Below are 21,388 nucleotides of genomic sequence, written 5' to 3'. Positions count from 1 at the left end.
CGTCTTTCAGGCGTGTTGGGGTTCGAGGCGGAAGTCGTAGTGCGCGGACCAGTAAGGCGTTTCCAGCGTCTTGCCGTCGGGCGCGCGGCCCGCGGGGTGCGACTCGAAGTCGACGATCAGGCTCGGCCGCACGCCGAACACCGCATCGGATTCGATGTACGGGCTGCCCGCCACGAAGAGGTGCGTGGTCACCGGCACATGGCCCGGCGCCGAAACCATCATGTGGATGTGCCCCGGGCGGTTGGGGTGGCGGCCCATCGCATCCAGCATGCGGCCCACGGGTCCGTCGACCGGAATCGGATAAAAGGTCGGGCGGATCGACCAGAACCAATAGCGGCCTTCATGGTCGGTGCGGATGCGCCCGCGCGCGGCCATGGCGGCGCCCTCGATCTGCATGTCGTACACGCCTTCTCCGTCGCCGGACCAGATGTCGAGCAGCGCACCCTGGAGCGGCTGGCCGTGGGTGTCGGTCACGCGGCCGCTGTAGAAGGTCGGCTCGCCCCGGGCGCCCTGCGCCACGTCGGCACCCAGCGGGAGATCAGGTGCGCCTTCCCAATAAAAGGGGCCCTGCACCGTGGCGTGCGTGGCCTCGCCCAGCTCAGTGGCTTCAGTGGCACCGCTGCCGTCGCGGCCGCGCTTGCCGGCGGCGGCGCGCAGCTGCTCGAGCATGACCACCATCATCGAGGCGCCCAGCGTGTCCGACAGCAGGATGAACTCCTGGCGCTTGTCGGTGCAGGTCTGGCCCACCGCTGTCAAAAACTCGATGCTCTTCATCCACTCGTCGGGCTTCAGGTCCACCTCGCGGATGAAGGCATGCAGATGGGTGATGAGCGACTGCATGATCTCTGCAAAGCGCGCATCGCCGGCGCCTTGCAGCCGCTGCAGCACGGCCTGCGTCAACTCGCTTTCGTTTGATGGGGTCATGTTCTTTTGTCTCCTGGCTTTGTGTCTTGATCGAGGGCTACTTTGAGGGACCTCAGCTCGCGCCCGGCGGCTGCCCCAGGCGTGCGCGGATCGGATCGACGATGGATGCGTTGTCGGCGCCCAGCGTGGGCGGCGCCGTCACTTCCAGCGCGCGTTCGCCGTCGAAGCTCACGGGCGAGCGGATGGTGCGCCATTCGCCGCCCTCGGGGTGGGGCGCGCTCACCTCCAGTTGCAGATGGCGCGCCTGCGGGTCTTCCATGGCCTCGCGGGTGTCGTACATGGGGGCGTGCGGCACGTCTTCGGCCTCGAGCCGGGCGCACCACGTGGCGCGCGGCTGCTGGCGGAACAGATCGCCAAGCAGCGCGATCAGGTCTTCCTGGTGGGCGATGCGTGCCTCGCGCGAGGCAAAGCGCGGGTCGGCAAAAAGCTGCGGCCGCTCGATGGCATTGGCCAAGCCCTGCCAGAATTTTTCGGGCGATGACATGTGCAGCGCGATCCACAGGCCGTCCGCGCACTCCAGCACATAAGACTGCGACACGCTCGGCCGGCTGAACGGGCCCATGACCTCGCTCTCCGAAAAGTAGTGCGTGAACGCGTCGAGGTTGAAGTGGCACATGGCCTCCAGCATCGACACTTCCACCGCGCGCCCACGGCCGGTGCGGCCACGTTCGACCAGCGCACCAAGCACGCCATAGGCGGCATAGAAGCCGGTCATGGCATCCGCCAGTGCGGGCCCCACCACGCGTGGGTTGGCCGGGTTCACCAGCAGCTTGAGAAAGGCGCTCGCGGCCTGCGCAACCGTGTCGTAAGCCGGCCGGCCGGCGGCCGGGCCCGTCTGTCCGAAGCCGCTGATGGCGCAATACACCAGCCGCGGATTGAGCTCGCGCAACCGTGCTTCGCCTGCACCCAGCCGATCGGCCGCGCCGGGGCGGAAATTCTGGATGTAGACATCCGCATCCTTGACGAGCTCGTCGAACACGGCCGCATCCTGAGGCAGCTTCGGGTTGAGCGTAATGCTGCGCTTGTTGCGGTTGTAGGTCTGGAAGTGGGGGCTGTAGAGCCCGCCGCGAAAGGCGCGGAACGGGTCGCCCGCGCCGGGCTGTTCGATCTTCACCACCTCGGCGCCCAGGTCCGCGAGAAACATGCCCGCGGCCGGCCCGGTAATGAACGTGCCTTGCTCCAGCACCTTGATGCCGCTGAGGACTTTTTGCACCGAGGCGTCTCCTGCTAGTTGTTTGTAAGGACTGGAAGAAACTGTAGGCGGCTGCGGTCGTTCCCGAAAATGATTGTTTTTCATCGTTAGCATCGATGCCATCGATCATCGGCACCAAAAAGAAGCACCATGGAACTCCGGCACCTGCGCTACTTCATCGCTCTTTCAGGCTCGCTCAACTTCACCCGGGCGGCCGAGCGCCTTCACGTGACGCAATCGACGCTGTCGCACCAGATCAAGCAACTCGAAGAAGAAGTCGGCCAGCCGCTGTTCGACCGCATCGGCAAGCGCGTGAGCCTGACGGAAGCCGGCGACGAGTTTTTGCACTACTGCACCAAGGCACTGCACGAGATCGACCTGGGCCTGGGTGCGCTGCGCCAGAGCAGCTCCGATGTGACGGGCGAGCTGCGCGTGGGCTCCACGCACACCTTCAACCTGGGCTTCATTCCCGACTGCATTGCGAGCTTTCACGGAAAGCACCCGCAGGTGAAGGTGGTGGTGGAAGAACTCTCGGCCGACCAGATTGCCGCGCGGTTGCAGCAGGGCACGCTGGACCTGGGCATTGCCTACCGGCCGAATGCGCCCGGGCCGCTGCAGTTCGAACCGCTCTACAACGAGGAGATGGTGCTGGTGGTGGCGAAGAAGCACCCCCTGGCGCGCCGCAAACGGGTGCGCATGGTGGAGCTGCATCGGCTGCCCATGGTGTTGTTGCCGGGGAGCTTTGCCACCCGCCAGATGCTGGACGAGTGCTTTCGCTCCTGCGGTGCGCAGCCGCATGTGGTCGCGGAGATCAACACGCTGGCGCCCATGATGGACCTGGTCGCCAAGACGCAGCTGGCTTCCATCATGGCCGCCAATGTCGTTACTGCTCAGTCGGGCCTGGTTGTCGTGCGGCTCGAAAGCCCCACGCCGGTGCGTACGCCCGGCATGCTGTGGTCGCCCGTGGCGCGCGACGCGGCGGCCACGCGCGCGTTCTCGACCATCGTGCGCAAGCTGGCGCTGCGAAGCAGCCTGCAAGGTACCCCGTAGCGGCATGCGCTGGTTCCCGGGGCATTCTTCTTGCATCATTGAAAGCCCCTAAGCACTGCGCACTGAGCACACCGCGACATGAGCCCGGTATTTCTATTGCTTGTCCATGCAGATCCACAGCAGGTCAAACGGCTGCTGCAGCGGCTCGTGTCCGTGGGCCGCTGCTTTGTTCATGTCGATGCAAAGTCCGATCTCGCGGCGTTCCGCATCGAAGACTCGCGCGTGACCTATTTGCACGACCGCGTCGACGTGCGCTGGGGCGCCATTTCGCAGGTTGAGGCCACCTTGAAGCTCATGCGCGCTGCGCTCGCAAGATGCGAGGCGTCGCAGGTGAGCCATTTCGTGCTTCTCTCCGGCAACTGCTATCCGGTGCGTCCGATGGAGGAGTTTGGTGCCTATTCGCGCTCGCATGCGGGCATGAACTTCATCAAGATGATTCCCCTGGCAAGCACGCGCAAGCTGCACGAGCGCGTTCGCCATTTCTGGTTCTACGAAGACCTGCCGGTCGATGGACGCAAGTTCACGCTCGTAAGGCTGGCGCGTGGCCTGCTGCAATTGACCGGCAAGCTCGGCCGCCGTTCGTTTTCGCTTTTTCCGCAATGGCACTTCGGCTCGCAATGGTGGGCGCTCACCCCCGAAGCGGTGGGGTACCTCGTGTCGCATCCGCTCGAAGAACCCGTGAAGCGCTTTCTGCGGTTCTCCAAGGCGCCGGACGAAATCTACTTCCACACCCTGCTTGCACATTCTCCGCTGCGGCACAGCGTGAAGCGCGTCAGTGGGTCGGGCGTGTGGGACGCGGCCAACCTGCACCTGATCGATCCCTCGCTGTCGCGCTGGTTTCACGCGGCCGACTACGAGGAGATCGTCGCGTCGGAGAGGTGGTTCGTGCGCAAGGTGGGAAGCGGTGTCTCGGGCGACCTGTGCGACATGCTGGATGACATCGACGACGACCTGGTCGCGGAGCAGGACAGGAAGACTGCGTAGCGCTGGCTCAGGCGGGAACGGGATGCGATCGCCGCACGAAATCGGCGATCCGTTCTGCGCAGTACTTGGCATGGGTTTCGAGCAGCATGTGCGGGCCGTCCAGAACATGCGCTTCCATGCGCGGCAGGTCCTGCAGCCAGGAAAGGATCTCGGCGCAATCGAAGTAGCTGTCATGCCGCCCCCACAGCATGAGCGCTGGCGGCTGGTGGTCGCGCAGATACCGCGCGATGTCGTCGAAGCGGGCAACGTAGTTCCCATAGTCCTTGACCAAGGCGCGTTGCACTTCCAGGTGGCCTGGCCGGCTCATCGTGCGCCAGTCTTCGATCCAGTTGTCGGCGGAGATGCGCGAGGCAATGTCGTCAGGTATACCGCCGACATACTCGGCTCGCACGCCTTCGAAGGTGAGATGCGCAGTGGCAGCTTGCTCGTTTTCTTTCGAGGGGGCGCTCCAATAGTCGATCGTGCCGCGCCATTGCGGCCCCATGCCCGTGCGATGCGCGTTGGCGTTCTGGACGATCAGGCCCAGCACGCGGTGCGGATGGCGCATTGCCAGCTCCAAGGCCACAGGCGCGCCGAAGTCGTGCAGATATAGATAGGCATTCGCGATGCCAAGCTTTTCCAGCAGGCCTTCGATCAGGTCGGCGAAGCGGGCAAAGGTCGCGTCGGGAACGAGATCGGATTCGCCCGAACCCGGAAGATCCGGCGCGATCACGAAGCATGTTTCAGACAAGCGCGGGATGATGTTCCTGAAGGTACGCGACGAGCTAGGGAACCCGTGCAGGAGCAAGACAGCCGGGTGGCTCCGGTTTCCGCCCACCACGGCGGAAATCCTGCAACCATCAATATCGAAGCTTTCGCGGCGTGCTGGATCGGCTTTCATCTCGTGGTTCTCCTTTCATCAGTTGAATCAAGGGGTACGCTCCGTCCGCGGCAAGCTGGACAAGTGCACGTTCCGAAGGGGCGCCCCGCCAATCGTTTGCGTATTCCGCTCGATTTCTTGCCTGATCCTCTGGTGCTGCCGCTGTTTTTCGGACGAAGATCGGCTCGCACATTAGAGTGCTTCGCGGAGGCTCCAGCAACATGGCACTCAGACCCCACGACACGGCCGCCCAACCCGTTCCGCCGCAGGAGGCCATGGTCCGCATCATCGGCGCGCGAACAACGGGGTCGGGCGACTTCGAAACGCCCATCGCCGGCCTCGGCTTCTTTCGGCGCGAAGCTCCGGCCTCGCCTGTCGTGTGCATGGTCGAGCCGAGCATCGTTCTTGTTGCGCAGGGCGCAAAGCAGATGTGGGTAGGCGGCGACGCCTACCCCTACGACACCTCGCGCTTTCTGGTCACGTCGCTCGATGTGCCCGCCAATTCCGAAGTGCTGGCGGCAAGCCCTGAGCGGCCCTGCCTGGGCCTGGTGCTGAAGCTGGACGTGCGAGTGCTGGCCGAGCTGGTCGCGCAGGGCGGCCTGCCGCCGCATCGCGATCGCTCGCCCGGCGTGGGGGTGGGAATCGGCGCGGCAACGCCCGCGCTGCTGGCACCGTTCGGACGGCTGCTGGAGCTGCTCGACGAGCCCGCGGCCATTCCCGTTCTCGCGCCCCTGATCCACCGGGAAATTCACTACCGGCTGCTGATGAGCGACCAGGCGCCCAAGCTGCGGCAGATTGCCTCCGTGGACGGACAGGGCTACCGGATTGCAAGAGCCATCGATTGGCTGAAGCTGAACTACGCCTCGCCGCTTCGCGTCGATGAACTCGCAGCGCGCGTGCAGATGAGCGCGCCCACCTTTCATCACCACTTTCGCCAGCTCACCGCCATGAGCCCGCTGCAGTACCAGAAGTGGCTTCGGCTGAACGAAGCGAAGCGGCTGATGCTGAGCGAGCACTCCGATGCGGCGAGCGCCGCCTTCAAGGTCGGCTATGAAAGCCCCTCGCAGTTCAGCCGCGAATACAGCCGCCTGTTCGGAGCACCGCCGAAGCGAGACATCGATGTGCTGCGGGACGGCGCGCGTGGCGCCAACGTGCAAACGCATGCAAAAGACTTCGTTCGACGCCGCCCTGCCCTGAACGATTGAGCCTTTGCTCTGCCGGCGCTCGCGCGCACAGAGGATCAAGCAAGAAATGAAGCGGAATGCTCTATCGATTCCGCGCGTGGCGCCAGAAGAATGGTGATCCGGCCACGCCTCGCGGGCTGAGGCCTTTTTGCTGTCGGGGAACTCATCCGGCAACAAAGAGCCGGTCTCCTATTGCCATCGCCGATGGCTCGCGATATCAGCGGTGATCGCCCACGAACCCACGAACCTCGAACAACAGGAGCCGATATGGACAGTCCCACGACCCACCTGATCTCCCGGCGCGATGCGCTCATTGTCGGCGCCGCAACCGCCGCCACTGCCGCGGCGGTGTCATCTTCCGCGCCTGCTGCCGCTGCGCCTGCTGCTTCCGCGGCAGGTGCGGTGCCCCGCGCGAAGCTGTCGCTGACCGTCAACGGCAAAGCGCATTCGCTCGACCTCGATACGCGCACCACCCTGCTCGATGCATTGCGCGAACACCTGCACCTGACCGGCACCAAGAAGGGCTGCGACCACGGCCAGTGCGGCGCGTGCACGGTCATTGCCGACGGAAGGCGGATCAACTCCTGCCTGACGCTCGCCGTCATGCACGATGGCGGGCAGGTCACCACCATCGAAGGGCTGGGCACGCCGCAGAACATGCATCCGCTGCAGGCGGCATTCGTCAAGCACGACGGCTACCAGTGCGGCTACTGCACGCCGGGCCAGATCTGCTCGGCGGTCGGCGTGATCGACGAGGTGAAGCGCGGCATTCCGAGCCACGTGAGCGCCGACCTGACCGCGCGCCCGATGCTCTCGGCCGATGAGCTGCGCGAGCGCATGAGCGGCAACATCTGCCGCTGCGGCGCGTACTCCAACATCGTCGAGGCCATCACCGAAGTGGCGGGGAGCAGAGCATGAAGCCGTTTACCTACGAGAAGGCGCAGTCTCCGGCACAGGCCGCGGCGGCCATCGCGCGCAACCCGGGTGCCAAGTTCATCGCGGGCGGCACCAACCTGCTGGACCTGATGAAGCTGCAGATCGAAGCGCCGCCGCACCTGGTCGACGTGAACGGCCTTGCACTGGACAAGATCGAACCCACGGCCGATGGCGGCTTGCGAGTGGGCGCACTGGTGCGCAACACCGACCTGGCGGCCGACGAGCGCGTGCGCCGCGACTACGGCGTGCTGTCGCGCGCGCTGCTGGCCGGCGCTTCCGGCCAGTTGCGCAACAAGGCGACGACGGCAGGCAACCTGCTGCAGCGCACGCGCTGCCCGTACTTCTACGACACCGACCAGCCGTGCAACAAGCGCCAGCCCGGGAGCGGTTGCAGCGCCATTGGCGGCGTTACCCGCCAGCATGCGGTGGTCGGCGCCAGCAAGGCCTGCATTGCGACACACCCCAGCGACATGGCAGTGGCCATGCGCGTGCTCGACGCGACCGTGGAAACGGTGCGCCCCGATGGCCGCACGCGCGTGATCCCGATTGCCGACTTTCATCGCCTGCCCGGCGACACGCCGCACATCGAAACGGCGCTGGAGCAGGATGAGCTGATCACCAGCGTCACGCTGCCCAAGCCCATTGGCGGCGCGCAGGTTTACCGCAAGGTGCGCGACCGCGCCTCCTATGCCTTCGCGCTCGTGTCCGTTGCGGCTATCGTGCAGCGCGACGGCTCCGGCCGCGTGGCCCTGGGTGGCGTGGCGCACAAGCCGTGGCGCCTGGAGTCCGCGGAAGCCTCGATGCCGCAAGGCGCCAAGGCCGTGACTGCGCAGCTTCTGGCCGGCGCGCAGCCGACGCACGAGAACGCATTCAAGTTGCCATTGGCCGAGCGCGCACTGGCCGCGGCGATGGTGCAAGCGAGGAGCTGACCATCATGAAATTCGACACACCCGCCACCACCAACCCGATCGACCAGCTCAAGATCATCGGCAAGCCGACCGACCGGATCGATGGCCCCGTCAAGACCACGGGCTCCGCGCGCTATGCCTATGAACGCAACTCCGAAGTGCCCAATGCCGCCTATGGCTACGTGGTGGGCGCCGGCATCGCAAAAGGCCGCATCGCCTCGATGGACCTGACCGCCGCCCGCGCGTCGCCGGGCGTGCTGGCAATCGTCACGGCGCGCAATGCGGGCAAGCTCGGCAAGGGCGACTTCAATACGGCCAAGCTGCTGGGCGGGCCCGAGATCGATCACTACCACCAGGCGGTCGCAGTGGTCGTGGCCAACACCTTCGAGCAGGCGCGTGCCGCGGCGCAGCTGGTGCGCGTCGAGTACACGCGAACAGCGGGCCGCTTCGACCTGTCGGCAGAAATGAGTGGGGCGCAACTGCCCAAGCCCAACCCGTTTTCCGGCGAGCCTGAAACGAAGACCGGAGATTTCCCTGGCGCGTTCGCATCGGCCCCGGTGCAACTCGATGCCACCTACACCACGCCCGACGAGTCGCACGCCATGATGGAACCGCACGCTTCCATTGCGCAGTGGAAGGGCGACAAGCTCACCATCTGGACATCGAACCAGATGATCGACTGGGGCGTCGGCGACGTCGCCAAGACACTCGGCATTCCCAAGACCAACGTGCGCCTGGTGTCGCCCTTTGTGGGCGGCGGCTTTGGCGGCAAGCTGTTCGTGCGCGCGGATGCGGTGCTTGCCGCATTGGGTGCGAGGGCGGCCAAGCGGCCCGTGAAGGTGGCACTTCAGCGGCCGCTGATGATGAACAACACCACGCATCGGCCAGCGACCATCCAGCGCATTCGCATCGGCGCCGGAAAGGACGGCAAGATCACGGCCATTGGGCACGAAGGCTGGTCCGGCGACCTGCCTGGCGGCCAGGCGGAGACCGCGGTCAATCAGACCCGGCTGCTCTATGCGGGCGCCAACCGCCTGACGACCACGCGGCTTGCCGTGCTGGACCTGCCCGAAGGCAACGCCATGCGTGCGCCCGGTGAAGCGCCGGGCTTGATGGCGCTGGAGATTGCCATGGACGAAATGGCCGAGAAGCTCGGCATCGACCCCGTCGAGTTTCGCGTGCTCAACGACACCCAGGTCGACCCTGAAAAACCGGAGCGTCCCTACTCGCAGCGCAAGCTGATCGAGTGCCTGCGCACGGGCGCCGAGCGCTTCGGCTGGAGCAAGCGCAACGCGTCACCGGGCCGGCAGCGCGACGGGCGCTGGCTCGTGGGAATGGGCGTTGCCGCGGCGTTCCGCAACAACCTGCTGACGAAGTCGGCCGCGCGCGTGCGTTTGGACAACCGCGGCATGGTCACCGTCGAGACCGACATGACCGATATAGGCACGGGCTCGTACACCATCATTGCGCAGACGGCTGCAGAAACGATGGGCGTAACGCTCGACAAGGTTCAGGTGCGCCTGGGTGATTCGGCCTACCCGGTTTCGGCCGGGTCCGGCGGGCAGTGGGGCGCCAACAATTCGACCTCGGGCGTTTATGCGGCCTGCATGAAGCTGCGCGAAGCCGTTGCAAGCAAGCTGGGCTTTGCTGCGGCGGCGGGCGTGGAATTTTCGGACGGCATGGTGCGGTCCGGCGAACGCGTGGTGCCCATTGCAGAAGCGGCGGGCACGAACGGCTTGGTGGCCGAGGACGGCATCGAGTACGGCGACCTCGACAAGAAGTACCAGCAATCCACCTTCGGCGCGCATTTCGTGGAGGTGGGCGTCGATGCCGTCACGGGCGAGATACGCGTCCGGCGCATGCTCGCTGTATGCGCGGCCGGCCGCATTCTCAACCCCAAGTCGGCGCGCAGCCAGGTGATCGGCGCCATGACGATGGGCGTTGGCGGCGCGTTGATGGAAGAACTGGCGCTCGACAAGAGGCACGGCTTTTTCGTCAATCACGACCTTGCGGGCTACGAGGTGCCGGTGCACGCCGACATTCCGCACCAGGAGGTGATCTTCCTCGATGAGACAGACCCGATCTCGTCGCCGATGAAGGCCAAGGGTGTGGGCGAGCTCGGCATGTGCGGCGTTGCGGCCGCGGTGGCCAACGCCGTCTACAACGCCACGGGCGCTCGGGTGCGCAACTATCCGATCACGCTCGACAAATTGCTGGACCGCCTGCCGCCGGTGGCCTGAGCCGGGCTGCGGCACTTGCAATCTACCGGGGGCTTTTGCCCTCTGGTGGGTTCGCGTGCTCCAGCAAGATGGTGCGCAGCGCGCGCTTGCCACGCGCGTTCTGCGCCCTGTAGGCCTGGCGCGCCAGTTCCACGAACCGCTCCTCCCCCGCGTCCGGCAAAGGCTCGGCGGCTTGTGGCGCATCAAGCCAGAGTGGGGCCTTTCCGCAATGGGACTCGATCTGCCGTGCCAGCTTGTCCGAGATCACTCGGCCTTTCTTGATCTGGCTCCACATGCTGGCCGAGATCTGCAGCTTCTGTGCAAACCTGGCCGCCAAGCCGAGCGGCTCCGCCCCGTTGGCCGCATGCTCCGCAACAAACTCGCCGAAGAGAACCAGGACGTTGTTGCGACGGATAGCTGGAAGAGACATGCTTGGTGAGAAAAAAACACAACACTCAAAAAAAGTGTTGCGTGAAATAGTAAACCGAGTTTACAGTACATCCCATCGACGAAATTGCTTCGTCCCCGTTTCATCCGCAACCAACTTCGAATCATCGAGAACTTCTTCGCCAAGCACTGGAAACCATCGTGAAAGCAAACATGACCTCACTGAACAACCGACCGGCATCGGGCCGTACGTTCGTGCGCGTCTCGTTTCGCGGCGGTCGCAGTCTGGCGGCGTTCAACATGCATTCGCAGCTGAGCTCCCTTCCCGCAGCGCCGGCCACCTTGTGGCTCGGACAGCAGTACGAGGATCAGCCGCACCCGGGTGGAGGTAGCGCGTAGGCGCATACCTCCCAAGCTCTCTCATCAGAGGCCCGGATTCCGAAATGGATCCGGGCCTTTTTGTTTTTTTCATCATCTACCGCGAACGGCACCTGTTGCCTGCCGCCACTGCAGTGATCGCGCTGCCGTGAATTCACCCGCCGAGCGGCGCCGGTGAACGCTCTTTAAAAATTTGCCGCGGATCGCGCCCCTCACTGGTGGGCCGACGATCCGCAAGAACATGCAGCCGTAGCTCAGCCAGGTAGAGCGCAACGTCGCCAACGTTGAGGCCGAGGGATCGAAGCCCTCCTGCTGCTCCATTTCGGGTGTGCCTTTGCAGCACCTCCAGAGGCCAACCGCGCCGGCGGCCTGGAGGGATGTGCACGGTCTGGACCCAGCCATGTGCAGCGATGCCGACGTGGGCGCGCAAGCGCTCGAATCGCGTGAAGACACAACCGAAATGGAATGCCCCGATGGCGGAATTGAAAGACGCACCGGCCTCAGAAGCCGGGGACGAAAGTCATGAGAGTTCGAGGCTCTCTTGGGGCACCACCAGATTCACTCGAAGGTTTCGGGGCGTAGCGCAGTTGGCAGCGCGGTTGCTTTGGGAGCATCAGGTCGCAGATTCGATTTCTGCCGCCCCGACCACACAAGAGCGAGACCGGGCGATTCACATCGTCCTCTCGTGGAAACCGGCCTCAAAGATTGGGAGGCGCCGGAACTCGTAACCGGACACCATTGGAGGATTGGCCAAGAGGCCTTTCTCCCCTCCCGCGTTAGCTCAACTGGATCAGAGCACCGGCCTACGAAGCCGGGGGTTGCACGTTCGAATCGTGTGCGTGGGGCCATACACCCGGAGTGCGAGCAGCCGCTCAATATTTCACGGCACCCGCCGATATACAGAGATCATTCACCACCGCCCAGCGCGACCAACAGGAGGACATCCATGCGACTCACCACCAGCCACCGCCGGCCGGCGACCCGCATCACGGTGTCCGAACCCAGGCCTCGCAACGCTCTTGTGCAGGCGGTCACACGCAGCTTCGGTGTAATGACCGGGCAGCGCCAGCGGGACGCCGAACGCGCACGCGAGCGGTTCGAGAAGCTCGACTTCGATCAGCGGGTGCGCGAAATCGGCGAGTGGTAACAGCCGCGGCAATGCTGCCGGCGCCCACTCGATCGAACAATTTCTTTTTTTCCTCGATAGCTCAGCTGGTAGCAGCGTCGCACTGTTAATGCGAAGGTCCCTGGTTCGAACCCAGGTCGAGGAGCCACAGCCAACAAACAGGAGATTCCCCTCAAAAAAAGCGCTCGGCCATGAAAGGAGGCCGTCATCATGAAACCCCAAGTTCTTCAGCTCGACGTCCAGGGAACGCCGCAGGCCTGGATCTCGCTTGAGCACGCTGCCGCTCACTATGCAACGGACTCCGTTGTGTGGGAGGACGGCGCAGGTCCGCTGGCGACGATGCGCGGGGGCTTCAACGTGGCGCGCGGCGCGGAATCCCGGCTGGAGATCTCGCCGATCATCGCGCTCAAGGGCTGCGCAAAGGTGAACCTGTTCGATCACACGCCGGCCTTCAGCCGGCGCAAGCTCTTCGTGCGCGACCGCTTCACCTGCGCCTACTGCGCGCAGCACTTTCGCGAACAAGACCTCACGTGCGAGCACATTCTTCCCGTCAGCCGCGGCGGCGGTTGGGACTGGATGAACCTGGTCGCGGCCTGCCGCGCCTGCAACTCGGAGAAGGCCGACCGCCTGCCCGAGGAAGCGGGCATGAAGCTGGTCTACCTGCCGTACGTGCCAAGCCGCTGGGAAGACTTTCTCCTGGAAGGCCGGAACGTGCGAGCCGACGTGCACGAGTGGCTCGCGAGCCGGCTGCCGAAGGGCTCGAGGCTCAACTGAACGAACAAGGGGGCGCTCCGCGAGGGGCGCCCCTTTTTCTTTTTGCCCGTCAGGGTTTGTCCCAGCGGCGCAAGGACCTAAATGTCGTCCACGCTACAAACTCGGCAAGCCAGCACTCATAGGATTCGGCAGCTCAAGGAAATTCGCAATGAGAGTCCGCTCTGGTTCGTTCTTTGCCCGCGCCAATATCTCTCGCCTGGCGTGGTGGTAACGCATGCTGCCGGCCAAGGAACTGAATGCTTTCTTCGAACGGTGCATCTGGCCGCGCGCACTCACGCAGGCAGAGCGAACGAAGGCATTCGAGGCACTGTACGTCCGCCATCATGAAGCGCACTCCTATGTATGCCAGCGCGACGAAATGGCCGACAGCTGGATTGGCGTGCTGGAAGGCTTTCTTCGGGTTCAGGACACCACGGTGGACGGCCGCCTGATCATGTTCACCGGGGTCGCGGCCAGCGGATGGATCGGCGAAGGGTCGCTGCTGAAGCCTGAGCACCGCAGGTACGAGGTCATGGCAACACGTCCGACCATCACGGTCCACCTGCCGAGGGCCACGTTCTCATGGTTGCTCGAGCGGAGCATTCCGTTCAACCACTTCATGCTTTCGCACTTGAACGAGCGGCTCGGGCAGTTCATTGCCATGGTGAAGTTCGACCGGCTGCTCGAACCGACTGCGCGCGTGGCGCGTGGAATCTCGAGCCTCTTTCATCCGGTGCTCTATCCGAATACCGATTCCACGCTGCGGATCAACCAGGAGGAGATCGGGCTGCTCGTGGGCATTTCGCGCCAGCGCGTCAACATGGCGCTGACCGAACTCGAAACCGCGGGCCTCATCCAGCGTGGCTACGGCTACATCACCGTGATGGACCGGCAGGCACTTGCCCGGTATCCCTGACAAGGCCGCCGGACATTGAAACCCGGAGGGTTTTTCCTTAGAAATTAACGGCCCGAATGTCCGTCCTGGAACAGTTGCCCAAGTTCTCGCCTTTCAGAATCTGGTGGGCATCGCTCAATCCCGATGCGGTGCGCCGGCAGAGAACTGACAAAGGAATAGAGACATGCACTTCTTACTCTCAAAGGCATCATTGCCTCGCGTGAAGCTCCATGCTGCTGCTGTCAGCGTGGCGATGCTGGCGGCTTGCGGCGGCGGTGACTCCGGCAACGGTACGCCCTTCTTGCCGCTCCCCGCCCCTCCAGCCGCACCACCGGCAAGTCCTCCGCCCGCCCCAGCTGTCACGGCTCAAAAGGCCTGCGGTGACCTGAACGGAAAGACCGTCGCGGGCGCTACCCTCGCGGCCGCCATGGAGGCGGCGTCGGCAGGCACGCCCGTGTACTGCAAGGTCACCGGCACGATAGCGCCGGCGCTCAACTTCCAGATCTCCCTGCCCGAGGTATGGAACGGCAAGCTCTACTACCAGGGCGGAGGCGGCTACAACGGCGCCATCACACCGCCCGGCGCACCGGCGCTCAGCCAAGGCTACGCCGTGGTCGCCAGCGACTCCGGCCACCAGGACAACGGACTGAGCGCGAACTTTGCGTTGACCGATACCTTCGCCGCCCAACTGTTCGGCAGCCTCTCGGTACCCACGGTGATGTCGACCGCAACGGAGACCCTGGCAACCGCCTATGGGGCCTTGCCCGCAAAGTCGTATTTCGAGGGCTGCTCCAACGGCGGACGGGAAGCACTGATGGCAGTGCAGCGCTCACCGAACCTTTTCGATGGTGTCATTGCGCGTGCACCGGCCTACAACTGGGTCGGCTTCATGGGAGCGTTCAACCGGAATTCGCGGGCGCTTGCCGCGCCAGGCGGTGCATTCAGCGCTGCGAAAACGGCTCTGCTGAGCAAGCATGTGCGAGACGCGTGCGACGGGCTCGACGGCGTGGCGGACGGCGTTGTGTCCAACCAGGCCGCATGCACGCCGGCAGTGGCCAACGTAGCCGCGCTGCGCTGCGCCGGCGGAACCGATACCGGGGACACCTGCCTGTCGGACGCACAGCTCGACGTGGTGACCTCGTGGACCACCGAAGCCACCTTCACGGGCAGCACCACCTTCCGCAACGCGGGCTGGAACCTGACAGGCAATGAGGACGACCCCGGTGCCTGGCGGACCTGGCTCACCGGCGACGGCAATGTCACCATGGCGCTGCAGTTTCTGTTTCAGGACACGACCGTCAAAAACTACCTGGCGCGCGACAGGACCGTCGATTCGCTGGCCTACACGCCCTGGGACCAGAACCAGAACGCGCTCTATGCCATGGCCGCACTCAACGACGCGACCAACGCGGACATTCGGCCGTTCATCAACAGCGGCGGCAAGCTGATCTTGTGGCATGGCGGAAACGATTCCGCGCTCAGCGCCCGGTCGACGGTCGAATACCACGCCAACATGCGAAACGCGGTGGGCGCTCCGGCCGCCGATGCATCCACGCGTTTCTACATTGCGCCGGGGGTAAACCACTGCGCCGGAGGACCAGGCGCCGATACGGCCGACCTGCTGACGGCCCTCGACCAATGGGTGGCGAAGAGCGCCGCGCCGGCGACGCTGGTTGCGGAGAAGCGCGATACCGATGGATCGGTTCTGCTCAGCCGGCCCTTGTGCCAGTACCCGCAATATCCGCGGTACACCGGGCCGGCGAACGATGCCGCGGCGTCCAGGTTGGCGGCCAACTACGCCTGCACATCCTGAGTTGCAAAGCCAAGCGGTGAAGCGGCGAGCAAGCTATATTGCTCGCTCTGCAACTGAGAGAAATCACCATGGCAAAAGCCTATTGGGTCAGCGCGTACCGTGCCGTCAAGGATGCCGACAAACTCGCGGCCTATGCAAAGCTCGCCGGCCCCGCAATCGCTGCGGGCGGCGGTCGTTTTCTGGCGCGGGGCATGCCCGCCCAGGTCTATGAATACGGCTTGCCGGAGCGCACCGTGCTGATCGAATTCGACAGCGTCGAGCAAGCCCGTGCCGTGCATGACAGCCCCGACTACCAGGCCGCGCTTGCGGCACTCGCCGGCGGCGCCGAACGGGACCTGCGGATCATCGAAGGCGTCTGAGCCCTGCCATGAGCACCATTGCCGAGCCGTCGGCGCCCGCGCCGCATGCCGCGCCGCGGATCCGCGTGCTGATCGCCGACGACCAGGCGCTCATCCGCCGCGGCATGGCCATGCTGCTCGATGCCGCGCCGGACATCGAAGTGGTGGGCCAGGCGGCCGACGGCATCGAAGCCGTGGAGCTGGCACGCCGCCTGCTGCCTGATGTAGTACTGATGGACCTGCACATGCCGCGCAAGGGCGGCGTGCTCGCCACGCGCGAAATCTCCGCCGCCTTGCCGCACACGCGCGTGATGGTGCTGACCACCTTCGACCGCGACGACCTGGTCTTCGACGCGGTGCGCGCCGGCGCGCAAGCCTATCTTCTCAAGGACGCCTCGGAAGAAGAAGTGCTGGACACCGTGCGGGCGGTGCATCGCGGCGAATCACGGCTCACGCCGCAGATCGCGCGCAAGGTGATGGACCAGTTCCGGCTGCTGGCCGACCGCGTTGCGCAGGAGCCGCCGCCCGCGCCTGCGCCGGATTTGCGCGCCGAGCCGCAGGCCACTGTTCCCGGCGAGTTGTCGGGGCCCGACGCGGCAACCAAGCCGCTGACCGACCGCGAGGCCGCCGTGCTCGAGCTGATCGCCAAGGGCTACGGCAACCGCCAGATTGCCACTGCCCTCAACCTGGCCGAGGGAACGGCAAAGAACCACGTCAGCCGGATCATGCAAAAGCTTCACGCCAACACCCGCACCGAACTGGCGGTGCTCGTGCTCAAGAAATAAGGCGCTGCGCCCGTCGCGCCTTCTGAACTTCGCAAATGCAAATGCACCCGGTAGCCCCGGCGAAGCCGGTTCCACGGGTGCATTGAAAAAAACGAAGCCGGTGCCGGTCAGGCCGTGCGGCCTGCGGGCGCAAGGCCGCCCGGCATCGCAAGGTCAGGCGCCGGCGAAGGCGCATGCGATGCGGCGATATTGCTGGCGGTGTGCTTTGCCAGCATCGGCCGCAGCGCGACGATCGCCAGGAATGCTGCGAACAGGTCGAGGCCCGCCACGGTGTAGAGCACGGTCGACCAGGTGCCGGTCGCTTCCATCATCAGGTTGCCGAGCGGCACGAACAGCGCGCCGATGCCCTTGGCGCAGTACAGCACGCCGTAGATCTTGCCGATGTGCTTGGTGCCGAAGGCATCGCCTGCCAGTGCGGAGAACAGCGAATACACCTCGCCCCAGGCCAGGAACACCACGCCCGACAGGATCAGGAAGGCCCACGGGTTGTGGCCGAAGTAGCCCAGCGCGATGATGCCGATGCCTTCCAGCGTGAACGCGATCACCATCGTCTTCTCGCGGCCGATGTGGTCGGAGATCCAGCCGAACAGCGGACGCGAGATGCCGTTCATGACGCGGTCGAGCATCAGCGCGAGCGGCAGTGCGGCCATGGTGACGAAGTACAGGTCGACCTTGAAGTTCTTCACGCCCAGGTCCTGTGCGATCACGCCCAGTTGGGCCACGGCCATCATGCCGCCGGTGACCACGCACGAGAACATCACGATCATCAGCCAGAACAGCGGGGTGCGAAGCGCCTCGCCCAGCGTGTAGTCGCGGCGGCTCTGCGCCACCTTGCTCGATCCGCGTACCTCGTTGCCCTTTGGCGGGCGCAGGAACCAGGCCGCGGCAAAGGCCAGCGAACCCTGCAGCAGGCCGAAGAACAGGAAGGCCTGCTGGAAGCCCGACGATTCGATCATCGCGGCAATCGGCAGGATGGTGGCGGCCGAACCGGCACCGTAGCCGCCGGCCGTCAGGCCCACGGCCAGGCCGCGGCGGTCAGGAAACCACTTGAGCGCGTTGTTGATGCAGGTGGCGTAGATCGAGCCCACGCCAATGCCGCCCACGGCCGCGCCAATGTAGAAGCCCAACAGCGTCGTGGCTTGCGAGTTGATGACCCAGGCCGCGCCGATGAACAGCGCGCCGAAGGCCACGATCAGGCGCGGTCCGAACTTGTCGATGAAGTAGCCCTCGATGGGCGCGAGCCAGGTCTGCACCAGCACGAAGATGGTGAAGGCGACCTGGATCGACGCACGCTCCCAGCCGAACTTGCCCTGGATTTCCGGCACGAACAGAGTCCACGCGTACTGGATGTTGGCCGTGGCGATCATGCAGACGATGCCGACTACCAGCTGCAGCCAGCGGTTGTCGATCAATCGCGGCGGCGCGCCGGACGAGATGTATGTCGGGGAAGTGGGGGTCATTCGCTTCGTCTCCATTCGTTGTCGCGCCGATCGCGTCGCGGCACGTTGCAGGGTTGGGAATTCAGTCGCGCTGGGGGCACGGATCGCGATGGGTGCAACTGTTGCCGCAAACCGCCGCCGGCGCGCCTGCCGGAAGTCACGCGGCGGATCGAGACAAACCCCGAGGACTCAGGGGAAGTACCCATGCCGAAAGTCACGGCTGCCGTTTGCGAGAATCCGCAGCCAATGAACCTCGCACGTCGCATCGACCCACGGCGCTCCATGGCAGCCGCGATCGGCTGGCTGCTGATTGCGCTCACCCTGTGCCTTGCGCTGGTGGCCAACCTGTGGCTGCGCAGCTTCGTGCGTGCAACGCTGCTCGAGCAGCACGGCCAGCGGTTGGAAGCCGCGGCCGAGCACGTCAACGCCGAGCTCGACACCGCGCTGCTGCTGCGCCTGCAAGCGGTCAGCGTGGTGGCGGCCATGCTGTCGGAAGACGTGCAGCACAGCGAAGGTGCACGCCTGAAGCGATCACTCGAGGCGGTGCGCCGCGGGGTGCCCGACTTGATCTGGCTGGCGGTGACCGATGCCGACGGCTTCATCGTCGCGGCGACCGACGAGCAGGTGGTCGGCCAGAACGTCAATCAGCACGCCTGGATTTCGCAGGGCCTGAACGCCGCATGGATCGAGGAAGGCCGCTCGCCGGGCGAACGCTTCCTGAAGCTCACCGCACCGGTGCGCAATGCCGACGGGGCGATCATCGGCGTGGTAGCCGCCAACCTGAGCTGGAGCTGGGTGGAGCAGATGGTGGCCGAAATCCGCGCCTCGCCCGGCGAATGGCTGCTGATCGACCGCGACGGCGTCGTGCGCCACGGGCCGGGCGTGCTGCTGGGCAAGCGCTGGCAGGACGTGGGCGATCCCATCACGCCATTCGACCCTGTCGTCGCCGGGCTGGGCAACGACGGATCCGACCTGCCCACGCGCATCCGCACCCGCCGGCTCCTGGACAACCGGCCCTACCTGATCGCCGCTCCGCCCAACGCCCGCGATGGCACGCTGCGCCGGCTCGGCTGGCAGGCCGTGGTGATCCAGCCGGTCGAATCGGTCGCGGCATTTGCCACGGCCATCGAATGGCGCATCTCGATCGTGCTGAGCCTGCTGGGTCTGGCGGCCGCTGTCGCCGGCATCATCGTGGCGCACCGCCTCACGCGGCGCGTGAGCGTGATCGCCCATTCGGCGGACGCGGTGCTGGCCGGAAGCGCAACGCGCATCCAGGTGCCGCAAGGTGCCGACGAAGCCGCGCGGCTGGGCAGCGCCCTCGACCGTTTGCTGAATACGCTGCAGCGCGAACGCGACGAGTTGCGCCGGCTCAATGCCGAGTTGGACGAGCGCGTGCGGCAGCGCACCGAGGAGATCAGCCGGCTCGCGCAGGAGTCACGCGATGCCGCAGTGGTGCGCGAGCGCCTGCGCTTGGCGCGCGGGCTGCACGACACGCTGGCGCATTCGATGATGGCAATGCTCACCGAGATCCGCGTGCTCAAGCACCTTGCATCGAGCCGGCCCGATGCGCTGCCGGACGAACTGGTCAGGGCCGAGCGCGCGGCGCGCGACGGGCTGGACGAGGCACGCCGTGCCATCGACCAACTGCGCAGCAACCCGGTGCGCGACATCGGTTTGGGCGCGGCGCTGGCCGAGCTGGCCAAGAGCCAGAGCGAGCGCACCGGCGTCGAACTCGACTGCCAGATGGACCCCGCGCTCGCAGACCTGGCGGCCGAGCCGGCGGAAACCGTGTTTCACATGTGCGAGGAAGTGCTGCGCAACGTAGAACGCCATGCGGGTGCGCGGCGCCTGCTGATCCGCCTGCACAGCGTCGCTAGCGATGAAGTCGAACTGGAGATCGGCGACGACGGCATCGGCTTCGAGCCGAGCGCGGGGGCCGCAGGGCACTACGGGATCGTAGGGCTGCGCGAGCAGGCCGATGCGATCGGCGCGCGGTTGCGCATCGAGAGCCGCCGCGGCGAAGGCACCTGGGTGTCGCTGCGCTGGACGCAGCGCGGGCAAAGCACGGGCTAGAAAGCGGCCGCGCCCTCCGGCGCCCGCGTGGCCTCGGTCAAGGCCACCGATACGCACTCCAGCGCAATGGCCAGCGCCGTGAGCGTGGGCAAGCCGAAGCCGAGCCGGAACACCAGCGGATCGTCTCCGAACCACGCGCCGGGTGCGACGCGCGTGCTGTACCTCGCCAGCGTCGCATAGAAGCGTTCGACCGCCGCGGCGTCGAAGACTCCGGGCTTGAGCCGCACGCAGCACAACGCACCTGCATCCGGACGCACCCAATCGATATGGCCCGGATGGCGCAGCACCCAGTTCTCGACCAGCTGCAGGTTCTGCGCGAGGAGCTTGCGCCTCTCGCCAATGATCCGCTCGCGCTGCCTGAACACGGCCAGTGCAAGCGCCTCGTCGACCGGCGAGCACGAGATCACCGTGCTGAACTTTGCCGTCACCAGCGCCTGGCGCAGTGCCGTGTCGCGGGTGATAGCCCAGCCGATGCGCAAGCCCGCCGACCCATGGCACTTGGACAGCGAAGAAACCGAGATGACCTTCGGCCCGAGGCATGCGGCGCTCGGCGCGGCGGCATCTTCGCCGTAGGCGGCCTCGCGGTAGGTCTCGTCGATCAGCAGCCAGGCATCTGGCGCATGCGCGGCCAGCATCGCCACGATCTCGCGCAGGGTCCGCTCGGGAATCGCAACGCCTGAGGGGTTCTGCGGCGAGGCCAGGCTCACCAGTTTCGTCTTGGGGGACAGCAGTTTTCGAAGTTCATCCAGGTCGATGCGGTAACCCGTGTCGAAGCTGAGCGGCAGCGGGCGCGTCACGGCGCCCACCGCGGTCAACGCGTTGCGTGCGAGCGGAAATACCGGCTCGGCCACGATGGCTTCGTCGCCCGTCTGGCACAGCGTGAAGGCGATGAGAAAGAGCGCGTGCATGCCGCCGACCGTGACCACGACGTCGTCGGCGTGCACGCCGCTTTCGCTCGCAATCTCCTGCCGCAGCTCCGGGTTGCCCGCCGCCGTTCCGTAGTCCAGCGAAAAATCGGCGTCGTCCCCGAAGGCCATGCCGATCAGTTCCGCGAGCCGCACGCTCGGTCCCACGCTTTCGGCGAGGTCGAATCGGGGCGCCTTGCTGACCAGGGAAATGATCTCGTTGTCCGGAAACCGTGCCAT

The 21,388-nt window shown here is 65.5% G+C and carries 19 protein-coding genes and 5 tRNA genes; 18 read left to right on the top strand and 6 right to left on the bottom strand.

The window, feature by feature from the left end; genetic code table 11:
• Window positions 1–6: 6 nt before the first annotated feature.
• Both GOQ09_RS05020 and GOQ09_RS05015 read right to left on the bottom strand, forming a co-directional pair.
• On the bottom strand, window positions 7–924 hold the full coding sequence (locus GOQ09_RS05020; RefSeq protein WP_157612186.1) for a dioxygenase: 918 nt from the start codon (window positions 922–924) through the stop codon (window positions 7–9).
• A gap of 52 nt (window positions 925–976) precedes the next feature.
• Window positions 977–2,137: a CaiB/BaiF CoA transferase family protein gene (locus GOQ09_RS05015; RefSeq protein ID WP_157612184.1), complete on the bottom strand. Its 1,161-nt coding sequence runs from the start codon at window positions 2,135–2,137 to the stop codon at window positions 977–979.
• A gap of 129 nt (window positions 2,138–2,266) precedes the next feature.
• On the opposite strand from GOQ09_RS05015, the gene GOQ09_RS05010 reads away from it, so the two are divergent.
• Complete coding sequence (locus GOQ09_RS05010) at window positions 2,267–3,166, top strand: LysR substrate-binding domain-containing protein (protein ID WP_157612182.1); 900 nt, start codon at window positions 2,267–2,269, stop codon at window positions 3,164–3,166.
• A gap of 78 nt (window positions 3,167–3,244) precedes the next feature.
• Complete coding sequence (locus GOQ09_RS05005) at window positions 3,245–4,150, top strand: beta-1,6-N-acetylglucosaminyltransferase (RefSeq protein ID WP_157612180.1); 906 nt, start codon at window positions 3,245–3,247, stop codon at window positions 4,148–4,150.
• A gap of 7 nt (window positions 4,151–4,157) precedes the next feature.
• Here GOQ09_RS05005 and GOQ09_RS05000 read toward each other — a convergent pair whose 3' ends face one another.
• Window positions 4,158–5,030: an alpha/beta fold hydrolase gene (locus tag GOQ09_RS05000; protein WP_157612178.1), complete on the bottom strand. Its 873-nt coding sequence runs from the start codon at window positions 5,028–5,030 to the stop codon at window positions 4,158–4,160.
• A gap of 200 nt (window positions 5,031–5,230) precedes the next feature.
• Between GOQ09_RS05000 and GOQ09_RS04995 the strand changes: the two genes are divergently transcribed.
• The 4 genes from GOQ09_RS04995 to paoC all read left to right on the top strand — a co-directional run bounded on the left by GOQ09_RS04995 (window position 5,231) and on the right by paoC (window position 10,277).
• On the top strand, window positions 5,231–6,214 hold the full coding sequence (locus GOQ09_RS04995; RefSeq protein ID WP_157612175.1) for an AraC family transcriptional regulator: 984 nt from the start codon (window positions 5,231–5,233) through the stop codon (window positions 6,212–6,214).
• 246 nt (window positions 6,215–6,460) lie between these two features.
• Complete coding sequence (gene paoA / locus GOQ09_RS04990; RefSeq protein ID WP_157612173.1) at window positions 6,461–7,111, top strand: aldehyde dehydrogenase iron-sulfur subunit PaoA; 651 nt, start codon at window positions 6,461–6,463, stop codon at window positions 7,109–7,111.
• Window positions 7,108–8,058: an FAD binding domain-containing protein gene (locus GOQ09_RS04985; protein WP_157612172.1), complete on the top strand. Its 951-nt coding sequence runs from the start codon at window positions 7,108–7,110 to the stop codon at window positions 8,056–8,058. Before paoA ends, GOQ09_RS04985 begins: the two co-directional genes overlap by 4 nt.
• A 5-nt stretch (window positions 8,059–8,063) precedes the next feature.
• Entirely contained in the window at window positions 8,064–10,277 is a 2,214-nt protein-coding gene (gene paoC, locus GOQ09_RS04980) for an aldehyde oxidoreductase molybdenum-binding subunit PaoC (RefSeq protein ID WP_157612170.1), read from the top strand.
• A 22-nt stretch (window positions 10,278–10,299) separates the two neighbouring features.
• On the opposite strand, the gene GOQ09_RS04975 is transcribed toward paoC, so the two are convergent.
• Complete coding sequence (locus tag GOQ09_RS04975) at window positions 10,300–10,686, bottom strand: hypothetical protein (protein ID WP_157612168.1); 387 nt, start codon at window positions 10,684–10,686, stop codon at window positions 10,300–10,302.
• Between the two features lie 578 nt (window positions 10,687–11,264).
• Here GOQ09_RS04975 and GOQ09_RS04970 point away from each other — a divergent pair.
• The 11 genes from GOQ09_RS04970 (at window position 11,265) to GOQ09_RS04920 (ending at window position 16,731) form a co-directional block, all read left to right on the top strand.
• Window positions 11,265–11,341: transfer RNA gene (locus GOQ09_RS04970), tRNA-Gly, on the top strand.
• 147 nt (window positions 11,342–11,488) lie between these two features.
• Window positions 11,489–11,573, top strand: a tRNA-Leu gene (locus GOQ09_RS04965).
• Window positions 11,574–11,593: 20 nt separating this feature from the next.
• Window positions 11,594–11,669: transfer RNA gene (locus tag GOQ09_RS04960), tRNA-Pro, on the top strand.
• A gap of 122 nt (window positions 11,670–11,791) precedes the next feature.
• Window positions 11,792–11,869, top strand: a tRNA-Arg gene (locus GOQ09_RS04955).
• 98 nt (window positions 11,870–11,967) lie between these two features.
• Window positions 11,968–12,168 (top strand): short-chain dehydrogenase, encoded by a 201-nt coding sequence (locus GOQ09_RS04950; protein ID WP_157612165.1) that lies wholly within the window; start codon window positions 11,968–11,970, stop codon window positions 12,166–12,168.
• Between the two features lie 50 nt (window positions 12,169–12,218).
• Window positions 12,219–12,295, top strand: a tRNA-Asn gene (locus GOQ09_RS04945).
• Window positions 12,296–12,357: 62 nt separating this feature from the next.
• Window positions 12,358–12,921 (top strand): HNH endonuclease, encoded by a 564-nt coding sequence (locus tag GOQ09_RS04940; protein WP_157612162.1) that lies wholly within the window; start codon window positions 12,358–12,360, stop codon window positions 12,919–12,921.
• A gap of 214 nt (window positions 12,922–13,135) precedes the next feature.
• Complete coding sequence (locus tag GOQ09_RS04935; RefSeq protein WP_157612160.1) at window positions 13,136–13,816, top strand: Crp/Fnr family transcriptional regulator; 681 nt, start codon at window positions 13,136–13,138, stop codon at window positions 13,814–13,816.
• A gap of 163 nt (window positions 13,817–13,979) precedes the next feature.
• Entirely contained in the window at window positions 13,980–15,608 is a 1,629-nt protein-coding gene (locus tag GOQ09_RS04930; protein ID WP_157612158.1) for a tannase/feruloyl esterase family alpha/beta hydrolase, read from the top strand.
• Between the two features lie 68 nt (window positions 15,609–15,676).
• Window positions 15,677–15,967: a DUF1330 domain-containing protein gene (locus GOQ09_RS04925; protein WP_157612156.1), complete on the top strand. Its 291-nt coding sequence runs from the start codon at window positions 15,677–15,679 to the stop codon at window positions 15,965–15,967.
• An 8-nt stretch (window positions 15,968–15,975) separates the two neighbouring features.
• On the top strand, window positions 15,976–16,731 hold the full coding sequence (locus GOQ09_RS04920) for a response regulator transcription factor (RefSeq protein ID WP_157612154.1): 756 nt from the start codon (window positions 15,976–15,978) through the stop codon (window positions 16,729–16,731).
• Window positions 16,732–16,838: 107 nt separating this feature from the next.
• Here the strand turns inward: GOQ09_RS04920 and oxlT are convergent, their stop codons facing one another.
• Window positions 16,839–18,191 (bottom strand): oxalate/formate MFS antiporter, encoded by a 1,353-nt coding sequence (gene oxlT / locus GOQ09_RS04915; RefSeq protein ID WP_157612152.1) that lies wholly within the window; start codon window positions 18,189–18,191, stop codon window positions 16,839–16,841.
• A gap of 225 nt (window positions 18,192–18,416) precedes the next feature.
• Here oxlT and GOQ09_RS04910 point away from each other — a divergent pair, with 225 nt between their 5' ends.
• On the top strand, window positions 18,417–20,243 hold the full coding sequence (locus GOQ09_RS04910) for a histidine kinase (protein ID WP_242631001.1): 1,827 nt from the start codon (window positions 18,417–18,419) through the stop codon (window positions 20,241–20,243).
• Here the strand turns inward: GOQ09_RS04910 and GOQ09_RS04905 are convergent.
• Window positions 20,240–21,388 (bottom strand): pyridoxal phosphate-dependent aminotransferase, encoded by a 1,149-nt coding sequence (locus GOQ09_RS04905; protein WP_157612149.1) that lies wholly within the window; start codon window positions 21,386–21,388, stop codon window positions 20,240–20,242. The two genes, GOQ09_RS04910 and GOQ09_RS04905, sit on opposite strands and share 4 nt — an antisense overlap.

The sequence above is a fragment of the Variovorax paradoxus genome (assembly GCF_009755665.1).
Classification (GTDB): domain Bacteria; phylum Pseudomonadota; class Gammaproteobacteria; order Burkholderiales; family Burkholderiaceae_C; genus Variovorax; species Variovorax paradoxus_G.
The sequence above is the reverse complement of the archived record's forward strand: the minus strand, read 5'-3'. Positions and strand labels throughout refer to the sequence as shown.